At 74.3% G+C, this 21,550-nt stretch carries 19 protein-coding genes, 3 pseudogenes and 1 riboswitch; of the genes and pseudogenes, 7 read left to right on the top strand and 15 right to left on the bottom strand.

Annotated elements, in window-relative coordinates:
• Positions 1–61: 61 nt before the first annotated feature.
• Complete coding sequence (locus tag J116_RS14700; protein ID WP_023587825.1) at positions 62–775, bottom strand: potassium channel family protein; 714 nt, start codon at positions 773–775, stop codon at positions 62–64.
• Positions 768–2,141, bottom strand: coding sequence for a TrkH family potassium uptake protein (locus tag J116_RS14695; protein WP_051203504.1), 1,374 nt, complete (start codon positions 2,139–2,141; stop codon positions 768–770). The genes J116_RS14700 and J116_RS14695 overlap by 8 nt, the downstream gene beginning before the upstream one ends.
• A 556-nt stretch (positions 2,142–2,697) precedes the next feature.
• On the opposite strand from J116_RS14695, the gene J116_RS14690 reads away from it, so the two are divergent.
• The 4 genes from J116_RS14690 to J116_RS14675 all read left to right on the top strand — a co-directional run bounded on the left by J116_RS14690 (position 2,698) and on the right by J116_RS14675 (position 5,753).
• Positions 2,698–3,180 (top strand): hypothetical protein, encoded by a 483-nt coding sequence (locus tag J116_RS14690; RefSeq protein ID WP_051203502.1) that lies wholly within the window; start codon positions 2,698–2,700, stop codon positions 3,178–3,180.
• A 152-nt stretch (positions 3,181–3,332) separates the two neighbouring features.
• On the top strand, positions 3,333–3,914 hold the full coding sequence (locus tag J116_RS14685; protein WP_023587822.1) for a hypothetical protein: 582 nt from the start codon (positions 3,333–3,335) through the stop codon (positions 3,912–3,914).
• Between the two features lie 37 nt (positions 3,915–3,951).
• Positions 3,952–5,160 carry an MAB_1171c family putative transporter gene (locus J116_RS14680; RefSeq protein WP_023587821.1) on the top strand — a complete coding sequence of 403 codons (1,209 nt, stop codon included), beginning with the start codon at positions 3,952–3,954 and terminating at the stop codon, positions 5,158–5,160.
• Entirely contained in the window at positions 5,157–5,753 is a 597-nt protein-coding gene (locus J116_RS14675) for a hypothetical protein (protein ID WP_023587820.1), read from the top strand. Before J116_RS14680 ends, J116_RS14675 begins: the two co-directional genes overlap by 4 nt.
• A 208-nt stretch (positions 5,754–5,961) precedes the next feature.
• Here the strand turns inward: J116_RS14675 and J116_RS14670 are convergent, their stop codons facing one another.
• The 5 genes and pseudogenes from J116_RS14670 to J116_RS14650 all read right to left on the bottom strand — a co-directional run bounded on the left by J116_RS14670 (position 5,962) and on the right by J116_RS14650 (position 8,766).
• A complete protein-coding gene (locus J116_RS14670; RefSeq protein WP_023587819.1) occupies positions 5,962–6,771 on the bottom strand; it encodes a nucleotidyltransferase domain-containing protein in 810 nt (269 codons plus the stop codon).
• 138 nt (positions 6,772–6,909) lie between these two features.
• The gene (gene crcB / locus J116_RS14665) at positions 6,910–7,272 is read right to left on the bottom strand and encodes a fluoride efflux transporter CrcB (RefSeq protein WP_023587818.1); all 363 of its coding nucleotides are present in this window, start codon (positions 7,270–7,272) and stop codon (positions 6,910–6,912) included.
• A gap of 146 nt (positions 7,273–7,418) precedes the next feature.
• Positions 7,419–7,769, bottom strand: a pseudogene (locus tag J116_RS14660) (DUF190 domain-containing protein); the annotation flags it as partial.
• On the bottom strand, positions 7,766–8,263 hold the full coding sequence (locus J116_RS14655) for a fluoride efflux transporter FluC (RefSeq protein WP_079147732.1): 498 nt from the start codon (positions 8,261–8,263) through the stop codon (positions 7,766–7,768). The pseudogene J116_RS14660 and the gene J116_RS14655, both read right to left, overlap by 4 nt.
• A gap of 140 nt (positions 8,264–8,403) precedes the next feature.
• On the bottom strand, positions 8,404–8,766 hold the full coding sequence (locus tag J116_RS14650) for an SsgA family sporulation/cell division regulator (protein WP_023587815.1): 363 nt from the start codon (positions 8,764–8,766) through the stop codon (positions 8,404–8,406).
• A 199-nt stretch (positions 8,767–8,965) separates the two neighbouring features.
• On the opposite strand from J116_RS14650, the gene J116_RS14645 reads away from it, so the two are divergent.
• Positions 8,966–9,376 carry a DUF6401 family natural product biosynthesis protein gene (locus J116_RS14645; protein ID WP_317135524.1) on the top strand — a complete coding sequence of 137 codons (411 nt, stop codon included), beginning with the start codon at positions 8,966–8,968 and terminating at the stop codon, positions 9,374–9,376.
• A 78-nt stretch (positions 9,377–9,454) separates the two neighbouring features.
• Here J116_RS14645 and J116_RS14640 read toward each other — a convergent pair whose 3' ends face one another.
• The gene (locus J116_RS14640; RefSeq protein WP_023587813.1) at positions 9,455–10,267 is read right to left on the bottom strand and encodes a mechanosensitive ion channel family protein; all 813 of its coding nucleotides are present in this window, start codon (positions 10,265–10,267) and stop codon (positions 9,455–9,457) included.
• Between the two features lie 374 nt (positions 10,268–10,641).
• Here J116_RS14640 and J116_RS14635 point away from each other — a divergent pair, with 374 nt between their 5' ends.
• The gene (locus tag J116_RS14635) at positions 10,642–12,162 is read left to right on the top strand and encodes a D-alanyl-D-alanine carboxypeptidase family protein (RefSeq protein WP_023587812.1); all 1,521 of its coding nucleotides are present in this window, start codon (positions 10,642–10,644) and stop codon (positions 12,160–12,162) included.
• Positions 12,163–12,252: 90 nt separating this feature from the next.
• Here the strand turns inward: J116_RS14635 and J116_RS14630 are convergent, their stop codons facing one another.
• From J116_RS14630 to J116_RS14615, 5 genes and pseudogenes are all read right to left on the bottom strand, one after another.
• Entirely contained in the window at positions 12,253–12,651 is a 399-nt protein-coding gene (locus tag J116_RS14630; protein ID WP_023587811.1) for a VOC family protein, read from the bottom strand.
• A gap of 84 nt (positions 12,652–12,735) precedes the next feature.
• A complete protein-coding gene (locus tag J116_RS14625) occupies positions 12,736–14,076 on the bottom strand; it encodes a DUF418 domain-containing protein (RefSeq protein ID WP_023587810.1) in 1,341 nt (446 codons plus the stop codon).
• Between the two features lie 87 nt (positions 14,077–14,163).
• Positions 14,164–14,969, bottom strand: a pseudogene (locus tag J116_RS30920) (alpha/beta-hydrolase family protein).
• A 299-nt stretch (positions 14,970–15,268) separates the two neighbouring features.
• Positions 15,269–15,775 (bottom strand): annotated as a pseudogene (locus tag J116_RS30915) (alpha/beta-hydrolase N-terminal domain-containing protein); the annotation flags it as partial.
• A gap of 103 nt (positions 15,776–15,878) precedes the next feature.
• The gene (locus J116_RS14615; RefSeq protein WP_023587809.1) at positions 15,879–16,415 is read right to left on the bottom strand and encodes an FBP domain-containing protein; all 537 of its coding nucleotides are present in this window, start codon (positions 16,413–16,415) and stop codon (positions 15,879–15,881) included.
• 80 nt (positions 16,416–16,495) lie between these two features.
• Between J116_RS14615 and J116_RS14610 the strand changes: the two genes are divergently transcribed.
• Entirely contained in the window at positions 16,496–16,675 is a 180-nt protein-coding gene (locus tag J116_RS14610; RefSeq protein WP_023587808.1) for a hypothetical protein, read from the top strand.
• Positions 16,676–16,697: 22 nt separating this feature from the next.
• Here the strand turns inward: J116_RS14610 and J116_RS14605 are convergent, their stop codons facing one another.
• Complete coding sequence (locus tag J116_RS14605) at positions 16,698–17,576, bottom strand: NAD(P)H-binding protein (protein ID WP_023587807.1); 879 nt, start codon at positions 17,574–17,576, stop codon at positions 16,698–16,700.
• A gap of 200 nt (positions 17,577–17,776) precedes the next feature.
• Positions 17,777–21,379, bottom strand: a complete 3,603-nt coding sequence (gene cobN, locus J116_RS14600) for a cobaltochelatase subunit CobN (protein ID WP_023587806.1) — start codon at positions 21,377–21,379, stop codon at positions 17,777–17,779.
• A 37-nt stretch (positions 21,380–21,416) separates the two neighbouring features.
• Positions 21,417–21,549: riboswitch (cobalamin riboswitch) on the bottom strand.
• Position 21,550 lies beyond the last annotated feature (1 nt).

The following is a 21,550-nucleotide window of genomic DNA, read 5'->3' as shown; positions in this document are numbered from 1 at the left end:
CCAGCTCAGCTCGACGCGGCTCAGCTCGTTTTCAGCTCGGCTCGCCGCAGCTCAGCTCGGCTCAGCTCAGCTCCGCGAAGGACTCCACCGCATGCGTCTTGCCGGTGACGACGATGACGTCACCGCGCTCCATGACCGTCTCGGCCGTCGCGTACGTGAAGTCCTGACCCGGCCGCTTGATGCCGACGACCGTCACGCCCCACCGGCTGCGGACCTGGCTCTCGCCGAGCGGGACGCCCGTCGCGATGTCCGGGGCGACCGTCTTGACCAGCGCGTAGTCGTCGTCGAACTGGATGAAGTCGAGCATCCGCCCGGTCACCAGGTGCGCGACCCGCTCGCCCATCTCGTGCTCGGGCAGCACCACGTGGTGGACGCCGAGCCGCTTCAGGATCTGCCCGTGCTGGCGGCTGATGGCCTTGGCCCAGATGTTGGGGACCCCGGCGTCGAGCAGGTTCGCGGCGATGAGGATGCTCGCCTCCACGTCCGTGCCGATGCCGACGACGGCGCTGGTGAACTCGTGCACGCCGAGCTGTTCCAGCACCTCGGGGTCGGTGCAGTCGGCGACGGCCGAGTGGGTGAGGACGTCGCTGACCTTCTGGACCAGCCGGGCGTCCGTGTCGATGCCGAGGACGTCCCAGCCGCGCCGGGTCAGCTCGTGGGCCAGCGAGCTGCCGAACCGGCCCAGCCCTATGACGGCGACCCGCTGGTCGCCCGTGTCGGTCTCGGCGAGGCGCTTGCGGCGCCTGCCGCGCAGATGGTGCAGGTAGTCACCCAATGACAGGTCGCTCCTCGGGTAGCTCGTACCGGCGCTTGCGCTCCCGCAGGGCGAGGGCCGAGACGAGGGTGACCGGGCCGAGCCGGCCGACGAACATGAGCAGGATCACGATCAGTTCCCCGGAGACCGGCAGGTCCGCCGTGATCCCGGTGGACAGACCGACGGTCGCGAACGCCGAGACCGCCTCGAACAGCACGGCCTCCAGCGGCGCCTTCACCACGGTCAGCAGCGCGAGCGTCGCCGCTATCACGAAGCCGACGCCGAGCAGCGCGACCGTCAGGGCCTGGCGCAGCGCGTGCGGGGCGAGACGGCGGCCCATGATGGTCGAGTTGGGCTCGCCGCGCGCCTCCGCGACCATCGCGGCGGCCAGCACCGCGAAGGTGGTCACCTTGATGCCGCCCGCCGTGCCCGCGCTGCCGCCGCCCACGAACATCAGCGTGCAGGTCATCAGCAGGGTGGAGGCTTCCATCGCGCCGACATCGACGGCGTTGAAGCCTCCGGAGCGGGTCATCGCGGAGTGGAAGAAGCCGTTCAGCAGCTTCCCGCTCCAGTGGAGCGGGCCGAAGGTGTCGGGGTTGCCCCACTCCAGCAGGGTGGTCAGGGCGGTGCCGGTGAACAGCAGGGCGGCCGTGGTGACGATGGTCAGCTTGGTGTGGAGCGTCCAGCCGCGCCGTCCCGTGGTCAGCCGCCGCCTGCGGTGCCGCAGCAGCTCCAGCAGGACGGGGAAACCGATGCCGCCGAGGATGACGGCGGCCGCGATGGGCAACGTCACCAGCGGATCGGTCCGGTACGGGACGACGCTGTCCAGGAGCAGGGCGAAGCCGCCGTTGTTGAAGGCCGACACGGCGTGGAAGAACGCGTGGTACGCGGCCTGCCCCACCGGCATGTCGTACCCGAAGCGGAACCGCAGCGCGAGCACGGCGCTCACGGCCAGCTCCACGGCGGCGGTCGTCCCTGCGACGCCGAGCAGCACCCGGCGTACGTCCCCGATGCCGAAGGTCTTCGTCTCGGCGAGCGCCGTCAGCTGGAGGCGCAGCCGCAGCCTCCCGGAGATCAGGAGCGCGAGCAGCGAGGCCATCGTCATGATGCCGAAGCCGCCGGCCTGGACGAGGGCCAGGATGACCCCTTGGCCGAAGCCGCTCCAGTACGTGCCCGTGTCCACCACGACCAGGCCGGTGACGCACACGGCGGACGTGGCGGTGAACAGGGCCGTGACGAAACCGGCGGAGTGCCCGTCCGCGGTGGCGAGCGGCAGCGACAGCAGGCCCGTGCCGACGAGGACGGCCACGGCGAACGCCAGCACCAGCGTGCGGGCCGGATGGGCGGCGAACAGCCGGTGCCCCACCCCTGTCGCACGTCCAGCCACCGCGGTCTCCGGCCCTTCCGTCGTCCCGCCCGGCGACCACCGCGCGGGCCGGGGGGTCACCCTACCCGGCGGCGCCTCCACCGCCACGGAGGCCGGCACGCCACGGTACGCGCGGCGCCGCACGCGCGTGCGGGCGCGGGGCGCGTGCGGGCGCGGGAGGCGGGCGCGTACGGGACGGAGGCGCGTACCGGCGCGGGCGAGGGCGGTACGGGCGCGGGGCGAGCGCGTACGGGCCGGGGCGCGGGGTGCGTACGGGCCGGGGGCGTACAGGGGAGAACGGGCGCGGGGCGTGCCGGGCGCGTACGGGGAACGGGCGCGCGGACGGCGCTGCGGGGCCGCGTGCGCCCGGGCCGTTCGGGTCGGTCCGGGCACACGCGTTCCCGTACGGACAAGGGACTCCCCTCGTGGCCCCCTGTCCATGTTTTTTCGAGTTAACAGTGACGTAGAGTGTTTGCGCAAGCCCGTTCCGGACCTGAACCGCCCGGGCCGGGATCGGTACAGTACGGGCCCGTTGATTGACCGCGCAGCAGCGGCGGACGCGAACGTGGGGACCGGGATGGACGACGGCAACGGCGGGGAGCGCACCGCGGCACCCGAGCTGAGAACGCTTCAGCAGAAGGTCGCCTACATGGTGGAGAAGACCTTCCCCGGCCAGAAGGTCTCGGGCCGGGCCTTCTCCGAGCTGGTCAGGGAGCGCGGCGGCTCCCTCTCGCACAGCTACTTCTCCAACATCCTGGCGGGCAAGGTGACCCACCCGTCCGAGGACATCCTGAAGGCGCTCGGCCTCGGCTTCGGCGTGGACTGGCGGTTCTTCAAGGAGGAGTCGGAGGTCGTGGACGACGTCGTCGCGGGCCTCCAGTTCCTGGTGAAGCGCCGTACGGGTGAGATCAGCGGCCTCGCGGCGCGGGGCGTGGACGACGCGGGACTGCCCCCGGAGCTGCTGGAGTTCGCACTGTCGCTGCTCAAGGAGGCGCAGGGAGGCGGCCCTTCCGGCACGGCGGAGGGCGACCAGGCGGGCGGCACGCCGGACGGCGCGTGAGGCAGGGCGGCGGGCCGCCCGGCGGGCGCTGCTGCGCGGGACGAGGTGGCGGGCGGCGCGGAAGGCCGTTGACGAACGCGCGTCCGCATCCGCTTGGCTAGACTCGCAGTTCGCAGGTCACACCCCACGTGGCTGACGATCAAGAGGTCTCGATGTCCCAGCGATCCACGCGGACCACGCGCGCCACGCGGTCCATGCGCGCGCTGCGCAGAGAGTGCGAGGCCCGGCTGGCCGACCTTCCGATCCCGGCGCCGTTCGGCATCCCCGAGCTCATCGCCAACATGGAGGCCGCGCGGGGCCGCCGCATCGTCCTGCGGGAGCTGCCCGACCGCCTCGCGCGCGTCAACTCCGCCTGCGGGCTCCGGCTGAAGGCCGGGAACACGAGCTTCGTCCTGTACCGGCGCCGCCCCACCACGTACCAGACGCAGCACGTCATCCTGCACGAGCTGTGCCACGAGTGGTTCGACCACGGCACGTCGCTCGACGCGGACCAACTGCGGCGTCTGCTGCCCGTGTTCGACACGTCGCTGATCTCCCGGATGATGGAGGCGGGCACCACCGTGCAGGCCCGCGCCCAGTACGACACGCACGACGAGCGGATGGCGGAGCTCGGCGCCTCGCTGATCCCCCGGCTGGCGCGGGACGTGTCGAGCGACGACATGGTGGGGCGGCTCGCCAACTCCCTGTCCAGACCGGTCGCCCACCCCCGCCGGGGCCTGTTCCGGCGCGACTGACCACCCCACGGACCCCCTCCCCCCACGAGGACGCGAATTGACTGCCCTGGACCTGGCCGGCTACCTGGTGGCCGCCCTGATGACGGCCGTGGCGCTGTGGCGGATGCCCGCGGCGCTGTGGGGCGACGAGGAGGACAAGCGCCGCCGCGCCCTGTGGGGCTGCTACGCCGGGTTCGCCGCCGCCCTGTGGACGAAGACCCACATCGTGCGGACCAGCCTCAACAACAGCCCGGTGGTGGACCTCGCCGTACTGATCAAGCACTACACGGCGACGGTCGCGATCCTGGCGATCCTCAGCTACATCGTGGCGATCTACGGCTCGTACCCGGACGGCGGGACCGTCCCGCGGCACGTCCGCTTCGCGCGGATGATCCAGCACGTCGCGGCGAAGGCGTCCGTGGCGACGCTGGTCCTGCTGACCGTGCTGTTCTTCACCGTCGTGGACCGCTCCGTCCCCTCGGACCGGTTCGTGTCGGACCACGCGGGACAGTGGGGCGCCTCGCTCTACATGACGGTGTTCTACGTGTACCTGGGCGCCGCGTCGGCCGTGTGCGCGTACCAGTGGGCGCTGGCGACGGCCAACGCGCCGCTGCGGCACCTGCGGGTGGGGCTCGGGATGATGACGGCGGCGATGTTCATCGGCGTCGCGTACACGGTGAGCCGCACGCTGTTCCTGTGGATCAGCGTCGCGGAGGAGCCGACCGCCGGCTTCGCCGAGGGTTTCGACAAGGCGACGGAGGCGGCCCAGGTGCTGCTGTTCGCGCTGTTCGCGGTCGGCGCGTCCATCCCGGCGTGTCGCAGCGGCTGGCGGCGGGTGCGGCTCTGGCGGGCGCAGGTGGCGCTGCACCCGCTGTGGCGGGAGCTGATGGCGGCGTTCCCCGACCAGCCGTTCGCGCCGCCCGCGTCGCTGGCGCGGGAGCTGACCCGCTTCGGCACCCCCGCCGACCTGCGGGTGGACCGGTGGGCGGCGGACATCGCGGACGCCGTGGAGAAGCTGCGCCACTACGTGCCGCACGGACTGCTCCCGGCCGCCCGGGAGGCGGCGGGCTCGGCGGGGCCTGTGGCGGACGCGTACTGGATCAAGGCGGCGCTGGCGGCGAAGGCGGCGGGCGCGCAGGCCGGTGAGGCGGCGGAGTTCGACACCCGGCAGGCGACGGACCAGGACGGTGAGGTGGCATGGCTCGTGCGGGTGGCGGAGGCGTACCGGTCGATACCGGAGGAGCGCGCGAGGCGGCTGCTCGCATGACGGCCCCGCCCGTGTCCGCGTACCCGGTGGAGACCGTGGCCCGGCGGGTCACCGACGTCCTCCAGCCGCGCAATGTCCTGCTCGTCGGCATGCTCGCCGTCGGCGGCTTCGCGGCGGGCCACTGGACGGGCCTGCTGTGGGGGCTGCTCGGCGCGCTGTGCGCGGGCATCGTCCCGGCGGCGTACATCGAGTGGGAACGGGGCCGGGGTCGGTGGGGCGACCGGCACGTCGTGGACCGCACCCAACGGGCGCCGATCTTCTTCGTGATCCTCGGCTCGATCGGTACGGGCTCCCTGGTCATGGTCCTGGGCGGGGCGCCGACCGGCATCCTGGTCGCGATGCTCGCGCTGTGGGCGATGACGGTGGGGCTGCTGGCCGTCAACACGGTGTGGAAGATCTCCGTGGACTCGGCCGTCGCGTCATCGGTGGTCACGCTCCTGGCGTGCGTCCACTCGGCGTGGTGGCTCACCGCGTACGCCATGACGGCCGCCGTCTGCTGGTCCCGCGTGGCGCTCCGCTACCACACGGCGGCCCAGGTCCTGGCGGGCGCGGCCCTGGGCGCCGCGACGAGCCTGGCGTACCTGGCGGGGTGAGCCCGGCTCGGGCGCGGTGGCCCCGTGCTGGCCCGGTGCGCCCCGACTGGGGGCCCCACGGGTACATGAGGCGTTGGACGTGGCGCTCCAGAGGTCCGCTGTGCCTCAAGGTCTCGGTCCCGCACGACCAGGGGAAACGCAGCCACAGCGGAGGCGGCGCGCCACCCTGCCGCGCAGTCGGGGCGCAGGTACACGGACGGGGGCTTGGTCACCCCGCCCCCAGGGCCTCCAGGACCTCGGACGCCAGGTGGTCGGCGGCGTCCAGGGTGGCGTGCAGGGCCTCCGGGGTCGTCGCCGGCGCGGCGAACAGGGCGTGGGCGCGCCGGGCGAAACCGGCGGGCGCGGCGGGGAGGCGGGCGGCCTCGTCCACGGCGCCCTTCTCGTTGATCAGCCAGGCCCCGGCGTGGGCGTGCAGGGCGTGGACCAGCAGGCCGACCGCGCGGAACAGGCACCCGGCCACGTGGAAGGCGTCCCCGCGCGCCGCCCCCTTGCGGGCGACGCCCAGGGTGAACGGCACCTCCCAGCGGGCGTTGGCCACGAGCGCGTCCCGCAGCGGAGCCGGGTACGGGTGCAACCGCCCGCGCAAGGCCCGCAGTTCGCCGGTCGGGTCGGCGAGGACCCGGCCCAGTGCCAGCTCCCCGACGTACGCGTGCGCGTACACGCCCAGCGGGTGCCCGGCCTGCGCGCCGACCTCGTACCGCCCGGCCAGGCACTCGGCCCAGACGCGCCGTACCCGGTCGACGTCCCGGTAGATCCAGTCCACCCGCCGCCCGCCGACCGTCAGCCACGCGCCGCCGTCCACCCAGGGCCCCCAGCCGCCCGGCTCGGTCACCTCCACGTCGGTGCCGGTCAGCTCGGCCGCGAGTCGCCGCAGCGCGCCGGTGTCGGGGGGCGCCCGGTAGTACAGGCCCAGGTCGAAGTCGGAGTCCTCCCGGTGCGTCCCGCGGGCCCGGCTCCCGCCGAGGCACACCCCGACGACCCCGCCGACCCGGACCAGCCGCTCCGCCAGCTCCGCCATCGCGGCCGTATCCGCCCTCTGCGACTTCTGCGCCCTCGCCACCGCGTCCTCCACGCGTTCAGTCTGGACCGCCCGCAACCCGCGTGGTGACGGCCCCCCGTGCCTGCCCCCGTGCCGCCGGAGGGCGTCCGGCGCGGCTCACCCCCCGAGGGCGCGCCCCAGCGCCACGCCCGCCGCCACCGCGCCCAGGGACGCGGCGACCGTCACCGCCGCGTTGGCGGCCGCGTACCGGGCGGAGCCCGCGCTGGTCAGGCGGAGCGTCTCGTACGAGAACGTCGAGTACGTCGTGAGCGCCCCGCACAGGCCGGTGCCCAGCAGGGCGTACGCCGGGGACGCCACCGCCGCGCCCGCGAGGACGCCCAGCACGAGGGAGCCCAGGACGTTGACGGTCAGGGTGCCCCACGGGAACACCGAGTCGTGCCGCGACTGAACCGCCCGGTCGGTCAGGTACCGCAGCGGGGCGCCCAGCGCGCCACCCACCAGCACCAGCAGCCACGTCACCCGGCCACGCCCCCGCCGCCCGCACCGCCCGTACCGGAGCCGCCGCCCGAACCGGAGCCATCACCCGTACCGGAGCCGCCGCCCGCACCGGACCCCGCACCGCCCGCGCGCGGGTCACCGCCCGCACCGGAACCCGGGCCCGCACCAGGGGCTCCGTCCCCGTACCGCACCACCTCGCAGCGCTCCAGCGTCACCAGGCCGCCGTCCACGAGGCCCTCCAGCCTGGGCAGGAACTCCCGCACCCGCGCGTCCTCGTCCACGATCACCACCGCCACCGGCAGGTCCTCGCTCAGCGACAGCAGCCGTGACGTGTGGACCCGCGACGACGCGCCGAAGCCCTCCACGCCCCGGAACACGCTCGCCCCCGCGAGGCCCGCCTCGTGGGCGCGGTGCACGATCTCCGCGTACAGCGGCCTGTGGCGCCACTGGTCCGCCTCCCCGACGAGGACCGTCAGCCGCGTAGCCGCACCCGACGGCACCCGGGCCGTACCGGTCATGCCGCCCGCCTCCTCCGTACCAGCGCCACCGCGCCCCGAGTCGCCCACGCCGCCACCGCCACCGCCAGCAGCGCCGCGACCAGCGTGCCCGCCAGGTACGCGAACGCCGTCACCGCACGGCCGCCCTCCAGCAGCGCCCGGGTCTCCAGGGCGTACGCCGAGAACGTCGTGAACCCGCCCAGCATGCCCGTACCGACCAGGGGCCGCAGCAGCCGGTGCGGGCGCCGCGCCTCGTCCAGCAGCGCCATGAACACGCCCATCAGCGCGCAGCCCGCGACGTTCGTCCACAGCGTCGCCCAGGGGAACCCGTCCTGCCCGGTGGGCAGCGCCACCGCCACGCCGTACCTCGCCCCCGCGCCCAGCGCCCCGCCCAGGGCCACGGCCCCCAGCACCGCCCCGTCGAGCGCGGCACCACCGGCCGCTCGTCGCCGCAGGCCGATGCGCGGCCTCGGGCTCGGTCGCGGGCTCGGACGGGGACTCGGGCTCGGGCTCATGGCCGGAAAGCCTAGGACCCGGCGGCTTCGGAAGACCTGTCCGCCCCGGCCGCGCACCCCGTCCCGTCCCGCATCGCCCCAGGAGGCGTGCGACGACCTCTCCACGCCCTCGGCTGCCGCTCAGGCGCCCCGCCGTCGGCTCAGCCCGCGGTCAGGAGGCGAGTGACGAGGCCGTCCACATCGACCCGCTCCTCACCCTCGGGCACCACCTCGTACGTACGCTCCAGGAACCGCGCCAGCGACTCCTCGCCGACCGTGAAGTCGGCCTCGCCGCACAGTTCTATATGGACACCCGGCCAGATTCGGACATCTCCCTCGCCGACCTCGCGCCGCATCCCCTCCCGGAGCATCCCCCGGTCGAGGCGCCACTCCGCGTACACGTACTCACCGTCCGTGAACGCCACGCGGACCGCGTACGGGTCGTTCTCGTCGTAGGTCATATGGGCCAGCACCGGCAGTTCGTGAAGGCGCATGAAGAGCTTGTCGTGCAGGACCGCGTTCATGGGTTCCTCCCGAGGTCTCAGGGGCGGGCTCCGAAAGAAGTTCCCTCCCAAGTGCCCCTCAGGAGCGGCCCCTATCCTGCCGACGAGGAATCCGCCCGGACCGTACCCATTGATCAACTACCGCCCGCTGGGCGTGAGATGTGTCGCATGTCGCCTTTGGGGGTCTTCAGGGCGGCCGCCCTCCGCCTAACGTGGGCGAGTGCCTTCCTTGTCGCCTCTCACCACCGTCGCCACGACGTTCGCGCCGCGCCTGGCCGAGTTCGCCTTCGAGCCCGGTTTCGTCGCCGCCGTCGACCAGCACGTGGCCGCGCTGCGCGAGCGCATCGGCGCCGTCGGCCCGGAGCTGGTGCCGGGGCCGCCGGACGAGGAGGCGCTCTCCGACTACGCGCTCGGCTTCCTCGACGCGCTCGCCGAGACCGGCTGGGACGAGCCGCCGGGGTACGACTTCGCCGTCTGCCGACTGACGGCCATCTGCTGGCTGATACGCCGGTACGACCTGCTGGGCGCCCGGGCCGAGGCCCGGGGCCCGCTCGACGCGCACGGCGTACGGGACCCGGACCTAGACTTCGGCCTCGGCCTCGACCAGGACCGCGACCTGGATCCGGACTGACCCTGGCCTCCGGGCCCGCGCTCCCGGCCCGGTACCGGGTCCCGGAGCTGGGCCGTCCTTCCGCCCGGAGGGACCGGATCACATCCGGTTCGCGCCGCCCGTGCCGCCGCCCATCCCGCGCCGCTGGCGCTCCTGCTCCCGCCGCTGCTGGCTCATCGCGTCCTCACGGCCGGCCATGTACGCCCCTGTACCGGCCTTGGCCTTGGCCGACTCCTGCTCGGCGGAGCTCATCCAGCGCTCCATCCGCTGCCGCATCGGCACGATCGCGCCGCCGCCGACGCCGACGATCAGGATGCCGGCCGCCGCGGCGAGCACCGCGTACAGCACCGGCTGCGTGACGGCCGTGGCGATACCGGCCTGGCCCAGCGCGGCGATCACACCGAGCGCGATAATCACGCCCCAGACGACGGTGGCGACGGTGTTGCCGTACGAGACGCCGGAGAGGACGCCGCGCACGATGTTGCGGACGGCGTTGGCGATGGCCATCGCGACGACCACCAGGACCAGCGCGACCAGGGCCTTCGGCAGCCAGGCGACGATGCTGTCGATCATGCCGCTGATCGGGTTCGGCCCGAAGACGCCGAAGGCGAGCTGGAGGGTGACCAGGAGGAGCCCGTAGTAGACGACCTTGCTGACGATGCCGGTGGCGTCGTACTGGGAGTTCGCGAGCATGCGGTCGGAGCCCGCGCGCTCGCTGAGCCGCTCGAAGCCGACCTTCCGCAGGACCCGGTCCACCACCTTGGCGATGATCTTGGACACGAACCAGCCGATGGCCAGGATGACCAGGAAGGCCACGAACTTCGGGACGAACGTGGCGACCCTCGACCAGGCGTCGGTGATGCCCTGCTGAAAGTCCACCGCAAGGCTGGTGGTCGAGACGTACTGGGTCATAGGTGGCCCTCCACTCGGCAAGCCCCCCACGGACGCTTACTTCTCCGGAATATCAGCCCCGGCCACCCCCTGCTCCCCGGAAGCCCCCTGGCGCCGCCATCCGAATGACAACCCCCCTGCGGCCCCTCGCACGGCCCCACCCCTGGGCCCGGCAGGCACCCCCCATCCCACGGCCCCGGCGGATACGCGGGCCCGGCGGGCGCCCCACCCAGCGGGCCCGGCGGACGCCCCCCGCCAGCGCCGCCCGGACGAGCGGCCCCCCGGGTACGGGTCCCCGGGCGCCGCGTGAGGGTCGCACCCGGGTGGGGGTGCGGCGTCCACCGGTTGGTGCACGCCGACGGGCGCACCCCGGACCCGCTTCCTACCGTGGCTGAATGATCGTCAGCTCCGCGCCCCGGACCGCCGCGGGCCTCGCCACCCTCCTCCTGCTCGCCCTGCTCCTCCCCCTCCTCGTGCTGTCCTCCGCCGCCTCGGCCGCGGCCACGACCGCCACCGGGACCGCGGCCGCCACCGCAGCCACGACGGCCGCCGCAGCCGCCCGCACCTCCCCCCGGCCCGGGGAGCCCATGCCGCCCCGTCCCGGTGCCCGGGTCGATCCGGCGGTGCTGCACCGGCCCGGTACGCAGGTGCGGCTCCCGCCCGGCGCCACCGCGCCGCCGTCCCTCTCGGCGCGTTCCTGGCTCGTCGCGGACGCCGGTACCGGCAACGTCCTCGCCGCGTACAACGCCCACAAGAAGATGCCGCCCGCCTCCACCCTGAAGGCCCTGTTCGCGCTGACCGTCCTGCCGAAGCTGTCGCAGACCGCCCAGCACACGGTCTCCGAGCGGGAGCTGACCGGGATCGGCGCGGGCAGCAGCCTCGTCGGGGTGAAGGAGGACGTGACGTACAAGATCGCGGACCTCTGGCGCGGGGTGTTCCTGCACTCCGGCAACGACGCCGTCCGCGTGCTGGCCGGTCTCAACGGCGGCTGGGAGGCCACCGCGCGCCAGATGGAGGCCACCGCCCGCGCGCTCGGCGCGCTGGACACGAGGGTCGTGTCACCGGACGGGTACGACGCGCCGGGCCAGGTCTCGTCCGCGTACGACCTCGCCGTCTTCGGCCGCGAGGGGCTGCGGAACCCGGACTTCGCCCGGTACTGCGCCCTGCCGTACGCGTCGTTCCCCGCCGGCGGCTGGTCGTACGGCATCCGCAACACGAACCGGCTGCTCACCGGCGAGGACGGCATCGCCAAGTACCCCGGCGTCCTCGGGGTGAAGAACGGCTACACGAGCGGCGCCGGCCACACCCTGATCGCCGCCGCCCGGCGCGACGGGCGCACCCTCGTCGTCACGGTCATGAACCCGTCCGGCGGGCAGCGCGCGGTGTACGAGGAGGCCAGGGAGCTGCTGGACTGGGGGTTCGCGCACGGGTCGAAGGTCCGGCCCGTCGGGTCGCTGCTGCCGCCGCCCGCCACCCGGCTCGTGTCGCAGGGCCCGAAGACCCCCGCCGCCCCGTCCGCGCCCGAGCCCGGCCGGGCGACCCTCGCCGCCGGAGCCCCCGGCAGGACCCCGGCGACGGGCGGGGCCGCGGCTTCCGGTGAGGCGAACGACCGGGGCTCCGTGTCCGGCCCGGCGGCCGGTGCGGGTGCCGGGTCCGACGGCTCCGCCCGTACGGCCTCCGGGAACGCCGCCGCGCCCTCCGGTGACGTGCCCCCCGGCGCCGCCGGTCCCGCCGCGGACCGCCCGGACGGTACGGACGCCCGGGCGACAGCGGCCATGGCACACGGCGCGCGGCCGCCGAGCCCGCTGGTACCGCTCCTGATGGTCGGTTCGGCGTGCGTGGCCGCCGCGACCCTGTGGCTGGCCCGGCGGCGCACGGCCCGCTGGAACCCGTCGGATACGACGGCCGGGCGGTGACGCGGCCGGGCCTGACACGGCCGGGCGGGACACGGCGGCGCTGCCACACGGCCGGGCGGCGGCGCGGGGCTCGGCTTCGCAGCCAGGCAGCTACGCGGCCGGGTCGGCTCCACTGCCGTACGGGCGGGTGATGATCTCCATGGCCTGGTCGGACGGGTCCATGAAGTACAGCCCGCGCCCCCCGTCGTTGCGGTTGATCTGGCCGGGGCGCTCCCGGCGCGGGTCGGCCCAGTACGGGATGCCCGCCTGCCGGATGCGCGCGAAGGCCGCGTCGAACTCGGCCTCCGATATGAGGAACGCGTAGTGCTGCGTCGTGATGTGCTCCTCGGGGACCGTCGCGAAGTCGAGGGTGACTCCGTTGGCGGTCTGCACCGGGAGGAAGGGGCCCATCTCGGCGCCCACCTCCAGACCGAGGATGCGGGCGAGGAACTCGGCGGACTCCCGCTTGTCCTTTGCGGCGACGATGGTGTGGTTGAGCTCTACTGACACGGTGGAATGCCTCCGTGGGCATCTCACGGGCACCTCCATGCCTCACCCGGACGGTGACCGACACGCGATGCCGTACCACCGACCCTAGGAAGATCCGCCTCGGCCTGTCGAGCGCTTTTCGGTCAGCCTCAGCGCCCACCGCTGCGCCGACTCCAGCGGCCCCGCCGGGAACCGCCGCAGCCACAGCGTCGAACCGGCGAGCAGCAGCACGGACACCGCCGCCCACAGGCCCATCACCCACCAGGGCTCCCAGCCGCGCCCGCCGCCACCGCCCGCGCCGTCGCCGAGCTTCTCCGCGAGCCCGAGGCCGAAGCCGTACGCGACGACGCCGCACAGCAGGTTCTGGAGGACGTACCCGGACAGGGCCGTACGGCCCAGGGACGTGAGGCTCGAGGTCAGCGGGCCCGGCCGCCGCACCCGGTCCACGACCGCCCCGATCAGGCCGACGTATCCGACCGCGACCAGTGGCGCCGCCCCGTACCGGCCCATAAGGAACCAGGCGTCGCCGCCCAGCGCGCACGCGACGTTCAGCGGCACGCCCACGCCGAGGCCCCACCGGAGCATCCGCGCCCGTATTCGCCGTCCGGTCGCGTCCGCGCCGAAGGCCCCGGCCCGCATCAGCCGCACGCCCAGCAGGAACAGGAACAGCAGCAGACCGAACGTCAGCACCGGCTCGACGCGCAGGACGACGGCGTTCTCCAGCCGGAACGCGACCAGGTCCGCCCAGCCGCCGTGCGCGTACAGGTCCACGACCTCCCGCGGCACTCCGCCGCCCGCCCCCGCGTCCCCGTCCCCGTACGCGAGGGCCGCCGTCAGCAGCCCCATGAGCGTCAGGTGCAGCCCGAGCGCCCACGCCGTCACGCGCCGCCGGGCCCGTGCCGAACGGGTCAGCAGCCAGGCGGTGAACAGCGCGGTCACGGCGTACCCCATGAGCACGTCCCACGCGAAGATCAGCAGGAAGTGCAGGGTGCCCTCGGTGAACAGGAACAGCGCCCGCCACCGGTAGCGACCCGGCCACGGCTCACCGCGCCGCTCCGCCGAGCGGTACTGGATGGCGAGGCCCGCGCCGAACAGGATCGTCAGCATCGACAGGAACTTGCCGTCCGCGACCAGCCGGAACACGGCCTCCGCCACGTCGCCCGCCGAACCGCCGCCGAGCAGCGACGGCGCACCGGCGGCCAGGACGCCCCACTCGCCGCCCGCGCCTGTGAAGATCCACACGTTGGTCATCAGCGTGCCGAGGATCGCGACACCGCGCAGCACGTCCAGCAGCGGCAACCGGCCGCCGCCGCCGCCGCTCCCGCCACCGCCGTCCGGTCCCGGCGCGCCCGCCGTCGTCCCCGTGGGCGTTCCTGTAGGCGCCCCGGCCGTCGCCCCCGTAGGCGTGCCCGCCGTCGTCCCGGCTCTCTTCCCCCTGGTCGTCATGCGTCCCATCGTCCGCGCGCCCCGGCCGCCGTTCGTCGTGTCCGGGGACGAACCGCCGCTGCGCCGAAGGATGTAGCCGGGCCCCCGCTAGTACGGGGCCCTCCTGCTCGCGATGTACGCCCTCAGCCGCCGCGTGTCCTGCTCCGCCCACCCCTGGGGCGGGACGACCGCCGCCCATGCGTCCACGGAGGCGGCCCCGTAGCGGTGGCCGTGCGGCGCCTGCACCCCGTAACTGACGGCCATCTCGACGGTGGTCTGCCAGAACGCCACGACCGGGAACCAGTTGATCTCCGGTGTGATGTCCGGGCCCAGCGGCTCGTCCATCCACTCGGGCCGCTCGAACAGCAGGTCCGTGGACCACCGGACGATCGGGTCGGACGCGTTCTGGAGGTACACCACGCGTGGCCGTGCCCACGGCCCGGCCGCCGGGCGCCGCAGGTCCACCGCCGGGAGCTGCGCGACGCGCACATGCCGCCCGCCCTCGTACTGCGGCCGCCGCACGGGGCTGCCCGCGTCACGGCCCTCCCGCACCTGGCGGGCGACCGGCGAGAAGTGCGGGGTGCCGAGCAGCACGGCCCCGTCCGTACCGGCGAGCAGCGCCTCCACGGAGCCGTACGACGTCTCCACCGCGTACGCGCCGAGGCTCTCGCCGGTGACGACCAGCTTCGGGCGGTCACCGGCCGGGAGCGTGTCGAGCCGGGCCCGTACGGCGTCGGTCAGGGCGCGCGTGGCCTTGCCGGCCTTCTCCTTGTCCACGAGGAACGACACCCAGGACGGCAGGTACGAGTACTGGACGGCGACGACCGCCGTGTCCCGCCGTGCAGGTGCTCCAGCGCCTGGGCGGCGTTCGAGTCGATCCAGCCGCTGCCCGTGGTGCCCGCGACGGCCAGCACCTCGCGGGTGAACGCCCCGGTGCGCTCCAGTTCCCGTACGGAGGCGGGCCTGCGCGCGGAACGGCGCGTTCTCGTCGGTCCCGCCCTCGGAGGCGCGCGGCAGCTGGGAGCTGACGTACACCCGGACCGGGTCCTTGGCGGGACGGCCGGTGTACGCGCTGATGGCGGGGCGGGTGGGCGTGGTGCCGGTGAAGTTGCGGCCCTGGTAGCCGAGATCCTGCCAGCGCACCAGCGAGCCGGGGCCGGCCGGAGACGTACGGGGAGGCGGGGCGGCTGACGCCGTCCTTGGTGCCCCGGTTGGTGGTCTCGGCGATCCGGTCGGCGACGTCGATGATGCCCCGGTCGAACACGACGTCCCGTATGCCGACCGTGACGGCCGGCGCGGTGAGCGCCAGGCCCGCGCCGACCGCGACGGGTCGGGGCAGCCAGCCGCCGAGGGCGCGGATGAGGCGGCGGGCGGCGAGCCGGATCAGCCGGCCGGTGAGGAGCGGGCTGAGCAGCCAGTACGCCCACCGGGCCCCGACCCGCGGGAGCGCCCGTAACGCAGCCTCCCAGCGCCCCGGACCCTCGCGCGCCCCCGCCGCGAGGCGGACCGGAGCCTCCCGCCGCCGGGCGGGGGCGTCCCGTGACCCGTCCGGGGCCTCCCGGGCCCGCGCCTCGGCCCTCCGGCGCAGAGCCGCCCTGACCAGCCCCGACACGGTCGCTCCCGTGGCGTAGCCGATCGTGGCGGTGATGCCGCCGACGACGCCTTGGAGGACCCAGGGTCGGGGGACGAGGGAGGGGGTGAGCAACAGCCAGAAGAACACGGTGGCGGTGCACAGCGCCGTCAGGTCGGTGCGGCGGCGCACCACGCCGGGCGGCGGGCAGGGGCGGCACGGTGGCCCCCCGTCCCGTGCCGCCCCCCGGTGCTCATGCGGCGGACGGTAGCCGGACGTTCTCCACGAACGCGAGGAGGTGGGCCCGCATCCGGTCGATCCGCTCCTCCACGCTGAGCGACTCCTCGTAGCGGGTGCGCAGCGCGGGCTCCCGCTTGCCGCGCACGTACAGCGAGCAGGCGAGATCGGAGCACACGTACAGGCCGACGGTGTTGCCGTCCCGTCCCGCGGCGCCAGCGCGCGGGGCGGAGAACAGGGTGACGCCGGACGAGGCGTGCCCGGTGAGGCAGATCCGGCACAGGCTGGACTTCACCGCGCTGGTACGGCCTCGTTCCGGCACCCGCAGGGTGACCCCGACCGGGCCGCCGCTTCCGTCCGGGCCCGTCGGCAGGGCGTCCGGTGGGAGGACGATATGGGCACGGAGGGGGGCGCCGGGGTCGCGCCAGCCGAGGAAGTCCAGGTCCTCCCAGGGGAGGTCGGCGAAGTCGGACGGAAGCTTGAGCCGGGCCGCGTCGCCCTTCGAGCAGTTCACGAAGGACGCACGGATCTGTTTCTCAGAGAGGGGTTTCACGTGAAACAACCGTACGGAACGGGCCGTACGGGAGCATATGATTTTCCGTTTGCCTCGCACAGCGTGGGTACTCGGTCGCCATGAGTACACAGACAGCGCCCGGCGCGGGCGGAGGCGCCGACACGCCCGCCGCGCACCAGCCGATCTCCCTCAACCGCGACATCCAGGGCAGAGTCCGCACCTGCCGTCCGGCCCGCACGGACAGAGAGCCTGAGGACCCGGCGGCCCAGGACTGGCACATCGTCCTCGGCGAGGACTGACCCGGCACTGGCCGCCCCAGGGCTACGCCGTCAGGTGGGCGTAGCTGCGCGGGTGCTTCGCCAGGAACTCCCGCAGGGTCATGGGCGCGTGTCCCGCCAGCCGTTCGACGGTGTCGGAGACCGCGCCCAGATCGCCGCGCGCGATCGCCTCGTACGAGCTGACCCAGCCGTCGAGCTGCCACCGCTCGGCGCCGTACCCGGCGCGTGACGCGTACGCCTCGTCGCGGGTCTCGGGGAGGTAGCGGATCGTCCGGCCGGTCGCCCGGGACATCTCCTCCGCCGCCTCCGCGAGGGTGAACGCCTCGCGGCCGGTCACGTCGTACGTGGCGCCGTCGTGCCGCCCGTCACGGGCCAGCAGCACCACCGCCGCCACGTCCGCGATGTCCTCGTGCGCCACGGCGGCCACCCTGCCGTTCCCGGCCGGGCCCCGGATGACGCCGTCCTTGCCGGTCATCGCGGGGATGCCCGCCAGGTACCAGCTGTCGCGGAGGAACGTGAACGCCAGCCCGTCGTGGGCGCGGACGTACTGCTCCGTGTGCCAGTGGTCGCGCGCGAACGTGAACGTCGCGTCCGGCGCGGCGCCCTGGAGCGACAGGTACACGATCCGCCCCACCCCGGCCGCGACCGCCGCGTCCACGGCCGTACGGTGCTCCGCCACACGGTCCGGCGTCTCGTGCGCCGACACGAGGAACAGCGTGTCGGCGCCGTCCAGCGCGGCCCGCATCGCGTCGCCGTCCCCGTACGCGGCGGGCGGCGCCTTCACCGCCCCCGGCACGTCCGGCAGCCGCGCGGGGTCGCGCCCCACCAGCCGCACCGGCACTCCGGCCACGCCCAGCCGGTCGGCCACCCGCCGTCCGATCCGCCCGCTCGCCCCGGTGACGGCCACCACGTCATCGCTCATACGGGCAGTCTCCGCCCCGCCCGCCCGCTCGGCACCCGGAACGCCCCCGCCCGCACCCCGCGGAGCGTCGCCGCTCCACACGGTACGACGGGAGGACCACACCCGGCCGAGCCTGTGGAAACCCGGCCGGGCGGCCTGTGGACGGCGCGGGGACCCTGGCGCACGACACGCACGACACCCGCGGGGCCCTGCGCGCGGACCTACTCGGTGTCCCCGCCCTCGAGGTTGCCCTCGGTCTCCAGGTACACCTGCTTCAGCGCCTCCAGCACCTTCGGGTCCGGCTTCGCCCACATGCCCCGCGACTCCGCCTCCAGGAGCCGCTCCGCGATGCCGTGCAGCGCCCAGGGGTTGGCCTCCTGGAGGAACGCGCGGTTCTCCGGGTCCAGGACGTACGCCTCGGTCAGCTTGTCGTACATCCAGTCCGCGACGACGCCGGTCGTGGCGTCGTACCCGAAGAGGTAGTCCACGGTCGCCGCCAGCTCGAAGGCGCCCTTGTAGCCGTGGCGGCGCATCGCCTCGATCCAGCGCGGGTTGACCACCCGCGCGCGGAACACCCGGGACGTCTCCTCCACCAGCGTCCGCGTCCGCACCGTCTCCGGGCGGGTCGAGTCGCCGATGTACGCCTCGGGCGCCGTGCCGCGCAGCGCGCGGACGGTGGCGACCATGCCGCCGTGGTACTGGAAGTAGTCGTCCGAGTCGGCGATGTCGTGCTCGCGGGTGTCCGTGTTCTTCGCGGCCACCGCGATCCGCTTGTACGCGGTCTCCATCTCCTCGCGCGCGGGGCGCCCGTCCAGGCCGCGCCCGTACGCGAAGCCGCCCCACACCGTGTAGACCTCCGCGAGGTCCGCGTCGGTGCGCCAGTCGCGCGAGTCGATCAGCTGGAGGATGCCCGCGCCGTACGTGCCGGGGCGGGAGCCGAAGATGCGGGTCGTGGCGCGCCGCTCGTCACCGTGTTCGGCCAGGTCGGCCTGCGCGTGGGCGCGGACGTAGTTCTCCGTGGCGGGCTCGTCCAGCGAGGCGGCGAGCCGCACCGCGTCGTCCAGCAGCCCGATCGTGTGCGGGAACGCGTCGCGGAAGAAGCCCGAGATGCGCAGCGTCACATCGATGCGGGGACGGCCCAGCTCCGCGAGGGGGATCGGCTCCAGGCCGTTGACGCGGCGTGAGGCGTCGTCCCACACGGGGCGGATGCCCAGCAGCGCCAGCGCCTCCGCGACGTCGTCGCCGCTGGTGCGCATCGCGCTGGTGCCCCACAGGGACAGGCCGACCGAGGTGGGCCATTCGCCGTTGTCGCCCCGATACCGCTCCAGCAGCGAGTCGGCGAGGGCCTGACCGGTCTCCCAGGCGAGGCGCGACGGGACGGCCTTCGGGTCGACGGAGTAGAAGTTCCGGCCCGTCGGCAGGACGTTGACCAGGCCCCGCAGCGGGGAGCCGGACGGCCCGGCCGGGACGAACCCGCCGTTCAGGGCGTGCACGGCGTGGTCCAGTTCGGCGGTCGTCGCGGCGAGACGCGGCACGACCTGCCGGGCGGCGAAGTCCAGGACGGCGGCGACCTGTTCGCCGTGCCCCTCCGCCACCGCCGCCACGGCGGCCGGGTCCCAGTCGGCGGCCTCCATCGCCTCGACCAGGGCGCGGGCCTTCGCCTCGGCCTCGTCGGCGGTGGTGCGGGTCGCGGCGGACTCGTCCAGGCCGAGCGCCTCGCGCAGCCCGGGCAGCGCCTGCGTGCCGCCCCAGATCTGGCGGGCGCGCAGGATGGACAGGACCAGGTTGACCCGCTCGGCGCCGGACGGGGCCGTACCGAGGACGTGCAGGCCGTCGCGGATCTGCGCGTCCTTCACCTCGCACAGCCAGCCGTCCACGTGCAGCAGGAAGTCGTCGAAGCCGTCGTCGTCGGGCCGGTCCTCCAGGCCCAGGTCGTGGTCGAGGCGGGCGGCCTGGATGAGCGTCCAGATCTGCGCGCGGATCGCGGGGAGCTTCGCCGGGTCCATGGACGAGATCTGCGCGTACTCGTCGAGCAGCTGCTCGAGACGGGCGATGTCGCCGTACGAGTCGGCGCGCGCCATCGGCGGCACCAGGTGGTCGATCAGCGTGGCGTGGGCGCGCCGCTTGGCCTGGGTGCCCTCGCCCGGGTCGTTGACGAGGAACGGGTAGATCAGCGGCAGGTCGCCGAGGGCCGCGTCCGGGCCGCACGCGGCGGACAGACCGGCGTTCTTGCCGGGCAGCCACTCCAGGTTGCCGTGCTTGCCCAGGTGGACCATGGCGTCCGCGCCGAATCCGCCGTCGGACGCGGGCGTGGCGATCCAGCGGTAGGCGGCCAGGTAGTGGTGGGACGGCGGGAGGTCCGGGTCGTGGTAGATCGCGATCGGGTTCTCGCCGAAGCCGCGCGGCGGCTGGATGAGGATCAGCAGGTTCCCGCGCCGCAGCGCGGCGAGGACGATGTCGCCCTCCGGGTTGCGGGACCGGTCGAGGAACATCTCGCCGGGCGGCGGGCCCCAGTGCTGCTCGACGGCGGAGCGCAGCTCCTCCGGCAGGGTCGCGAACCAGCGCTTGTAGTCGGCGGCCGGGATGCGGACCGGGTTGCGGGCCAGCTGCTCCTCGGTGAGCCAGTCCTGATCGTGGCCGCCGGCCTCGATGAGGGCGTAGATCAGCTCGTCGCCGTCGCCGGACGCGAGGCCCGGCACGTCCTCGTCGCCGAAGTCGTACCCCTCCTCGCGCAGGCGACGCAGCAGGGCGACGGCGGACGCGGGCGTGTCCAGGCCGACGGCGTTGCCGATGCGGGAGTGCTTCGTCGGGTACGCGGAGAGGACCAGCGCCAGGCGCTTGTCGGCGTTCGGGATGTGCCGCAGCCGGGCGTGGCGGACGGCGATCCCGGCGACACGGGCGGCGCGCTCGGCGTCCGGCACGTACGCGGGCAGGCCGTCCTCGTCGATCTCCTTGAAGGAGAACGGGACGGTGATGAGCCGCCCGTCGAACTCGGGCACGGCGACCTGGCTGGCCGCGTCCAGCGGGGAGAGGCCCTCGTCGTTCTCCTCCCAGTCGGCGCGCGACCCGGTGAGGCACAGCGCCTGGAGGACGGGCACGTCGAGGGAGGCGAGCGCGCCCGCGTCCCACGCCTCCTCGTCGCCTCCGGCCTGGGCCTCGGCGGGCTTGGTGCCGCCCGCCGCGAGGACGGTGGTGACGATGGCGTCGGCGCCGCGCAGCCGGTCCAGCAGCTCCGGCTCGGGGGCGCGCAGCGAGGCGACGTACAGCGGGAGGGCGCGGCCCCCGGCGTCCTCGATGGCGTCGCACAGGGCGCCGACGAAGGCGGTGTTGCCGCTCATGTGGTGGGCGCGGTAGTAGAGCACGGCGACGGTCGGGCCGTCGGTGGCGCGGGGGGTGCGCTCCAGGGGGCCCCAGGTGGGGGCGGCGGCCGGCGGGTCGAAGCCGTGGCCGGTGAGGAGGACCGTGTCGGACAGGAAGCGGGCGAGCTGCTCCAGGTTGTCCGGGCCGCCGTGGGCGAGGTAGGCGTGCGCCTCGGTGGCGACGCCGATGGGGACGGTGGATGCCTCCATCAGCTGCGCGTCGGGGGCCTGTTCGCCGGTCAGGAAGACGACCGGGCGGTCCTGGGCGCGGAGCAGGTCGATGCCCTCCTCCCAGGCGCGCAGTCCGCCCAGGAGGCGTACGACGACGAGGTCGGCGCCGTCGAGGAGGCCGGGCAGCTCGTCGATGGGGAGGCGTGCGGGGTTGGCGAACCGGTACTCGACCGGACCGCCGGCCGCGCGGGCGCTCAGCAGGTCGGTGTCGGAGTGCGACAGCAGCAGGATCACGGCGTGCCGGGCCTTCCTCGGGGATGTCCTCGCCCCGGGTGGTCGTGGGTGGCGGGAGTTCCTGACTCGCGGGGCCCGGAGGGGTCCTGCTCACAGTGGCGGGACCGCGCCGGATTCGCACCGGGCTTCCTCCCTAGGGTCCTGGGACCCTGTGCCGTCTGCATAGTAGAG

It is taken from the genome of Streptomyces thermolilacinus SPC6 (genome assembly GCF_000478605.2).
Taxonomy (GTDB): domain Bacteria; phylum Actinomycetota; class Actinomycetes; order Streptomycetales; family Streptomycetaceae; genus Streptomyces; species Streptomyces thermolilacinus.
This window is presented reverse-complemented; position numbering and strand designations above follow the sequence as displayed.

Bases quoted from the DNA above. Each gene is read 5' to 3' on its own strand.
- J116_RS14690 (WP_051203502.1), top strand. From the start codon at position 2,698: ATGGACGACGGCAACGGCGGGGAGCGCACCGCGGCACCCGAGCTGAGA.
- J116_RS14685 (WP_023587822.1), top strand. From the start codon at position 3,333: ATGTCCCAGCGATCCACGCGGACCACGCGCGCCACGCGGTCCATGCGC.
- J116_RS14675 (WP_023587820.1), top strand. From the start codon at position 5,157: ATGACGGCCCCGCCCGTGTCCGCGTACCCGGTGGAGACCGTGGCCCGG.
- J116_RS14670 (WP_023587819.1), bottom strand. From the start codon at position 6,771: ATGGCGGAGCTGGCGGAGCGGCTGGTCCGGGTCGGCGGGGTCGTCGGG.
- J116_RS14655 (WP_079147732.1), bottom strand. From the start codon at position 8,263: ATGAGCCCGAGCCCGAGTCCCCGTCCGAGCCCGCGACCGAGCCCGAGG.
- J116_RS14650 (WP_023587815.1), bottom strand. From the start codon at position 8,766: ATGAACGCGGTCCTGCACGACAAGCTCTTCATGCGCCTTCACGAACTG.
- J116_RS14640 (WP_023587813.1), bottom strand. From the start codon at position 10,267: ATGACCCAGTACGTCTCGACCACCAGCCTTGCGGTGGACTTTCAGCAG.
- J116_RS14635 (WP_023587812.1), top strand. From the start codon at position 10,642: ATGATCGTCAGCTCCGCGCCCCGGACCGCCGCGGGCCTCGCCACCCTC.
- J116_RS14625 (WP_023587810.1), bottom strand. From the start codon at position 14,076: ATGACGACCAGGGGGAAGAGAGCCGGGACGACGGCGGGCACGCCTACG.
- J116_RS14610 (WP_023587808.1), top strand. From the start codon at position 16,496: ATGAGTACACAGACAGCGCCCGGCGCGGGCGGAGGCGCCGACACGCCC.
- J116_RS14605 (WP_023587807.1), bottom strand. From the start codon at position 17,576: ATGAGCGATGACGTGGTGGCCGTCACCGGGGCGAGCGGGCGGATCGGA.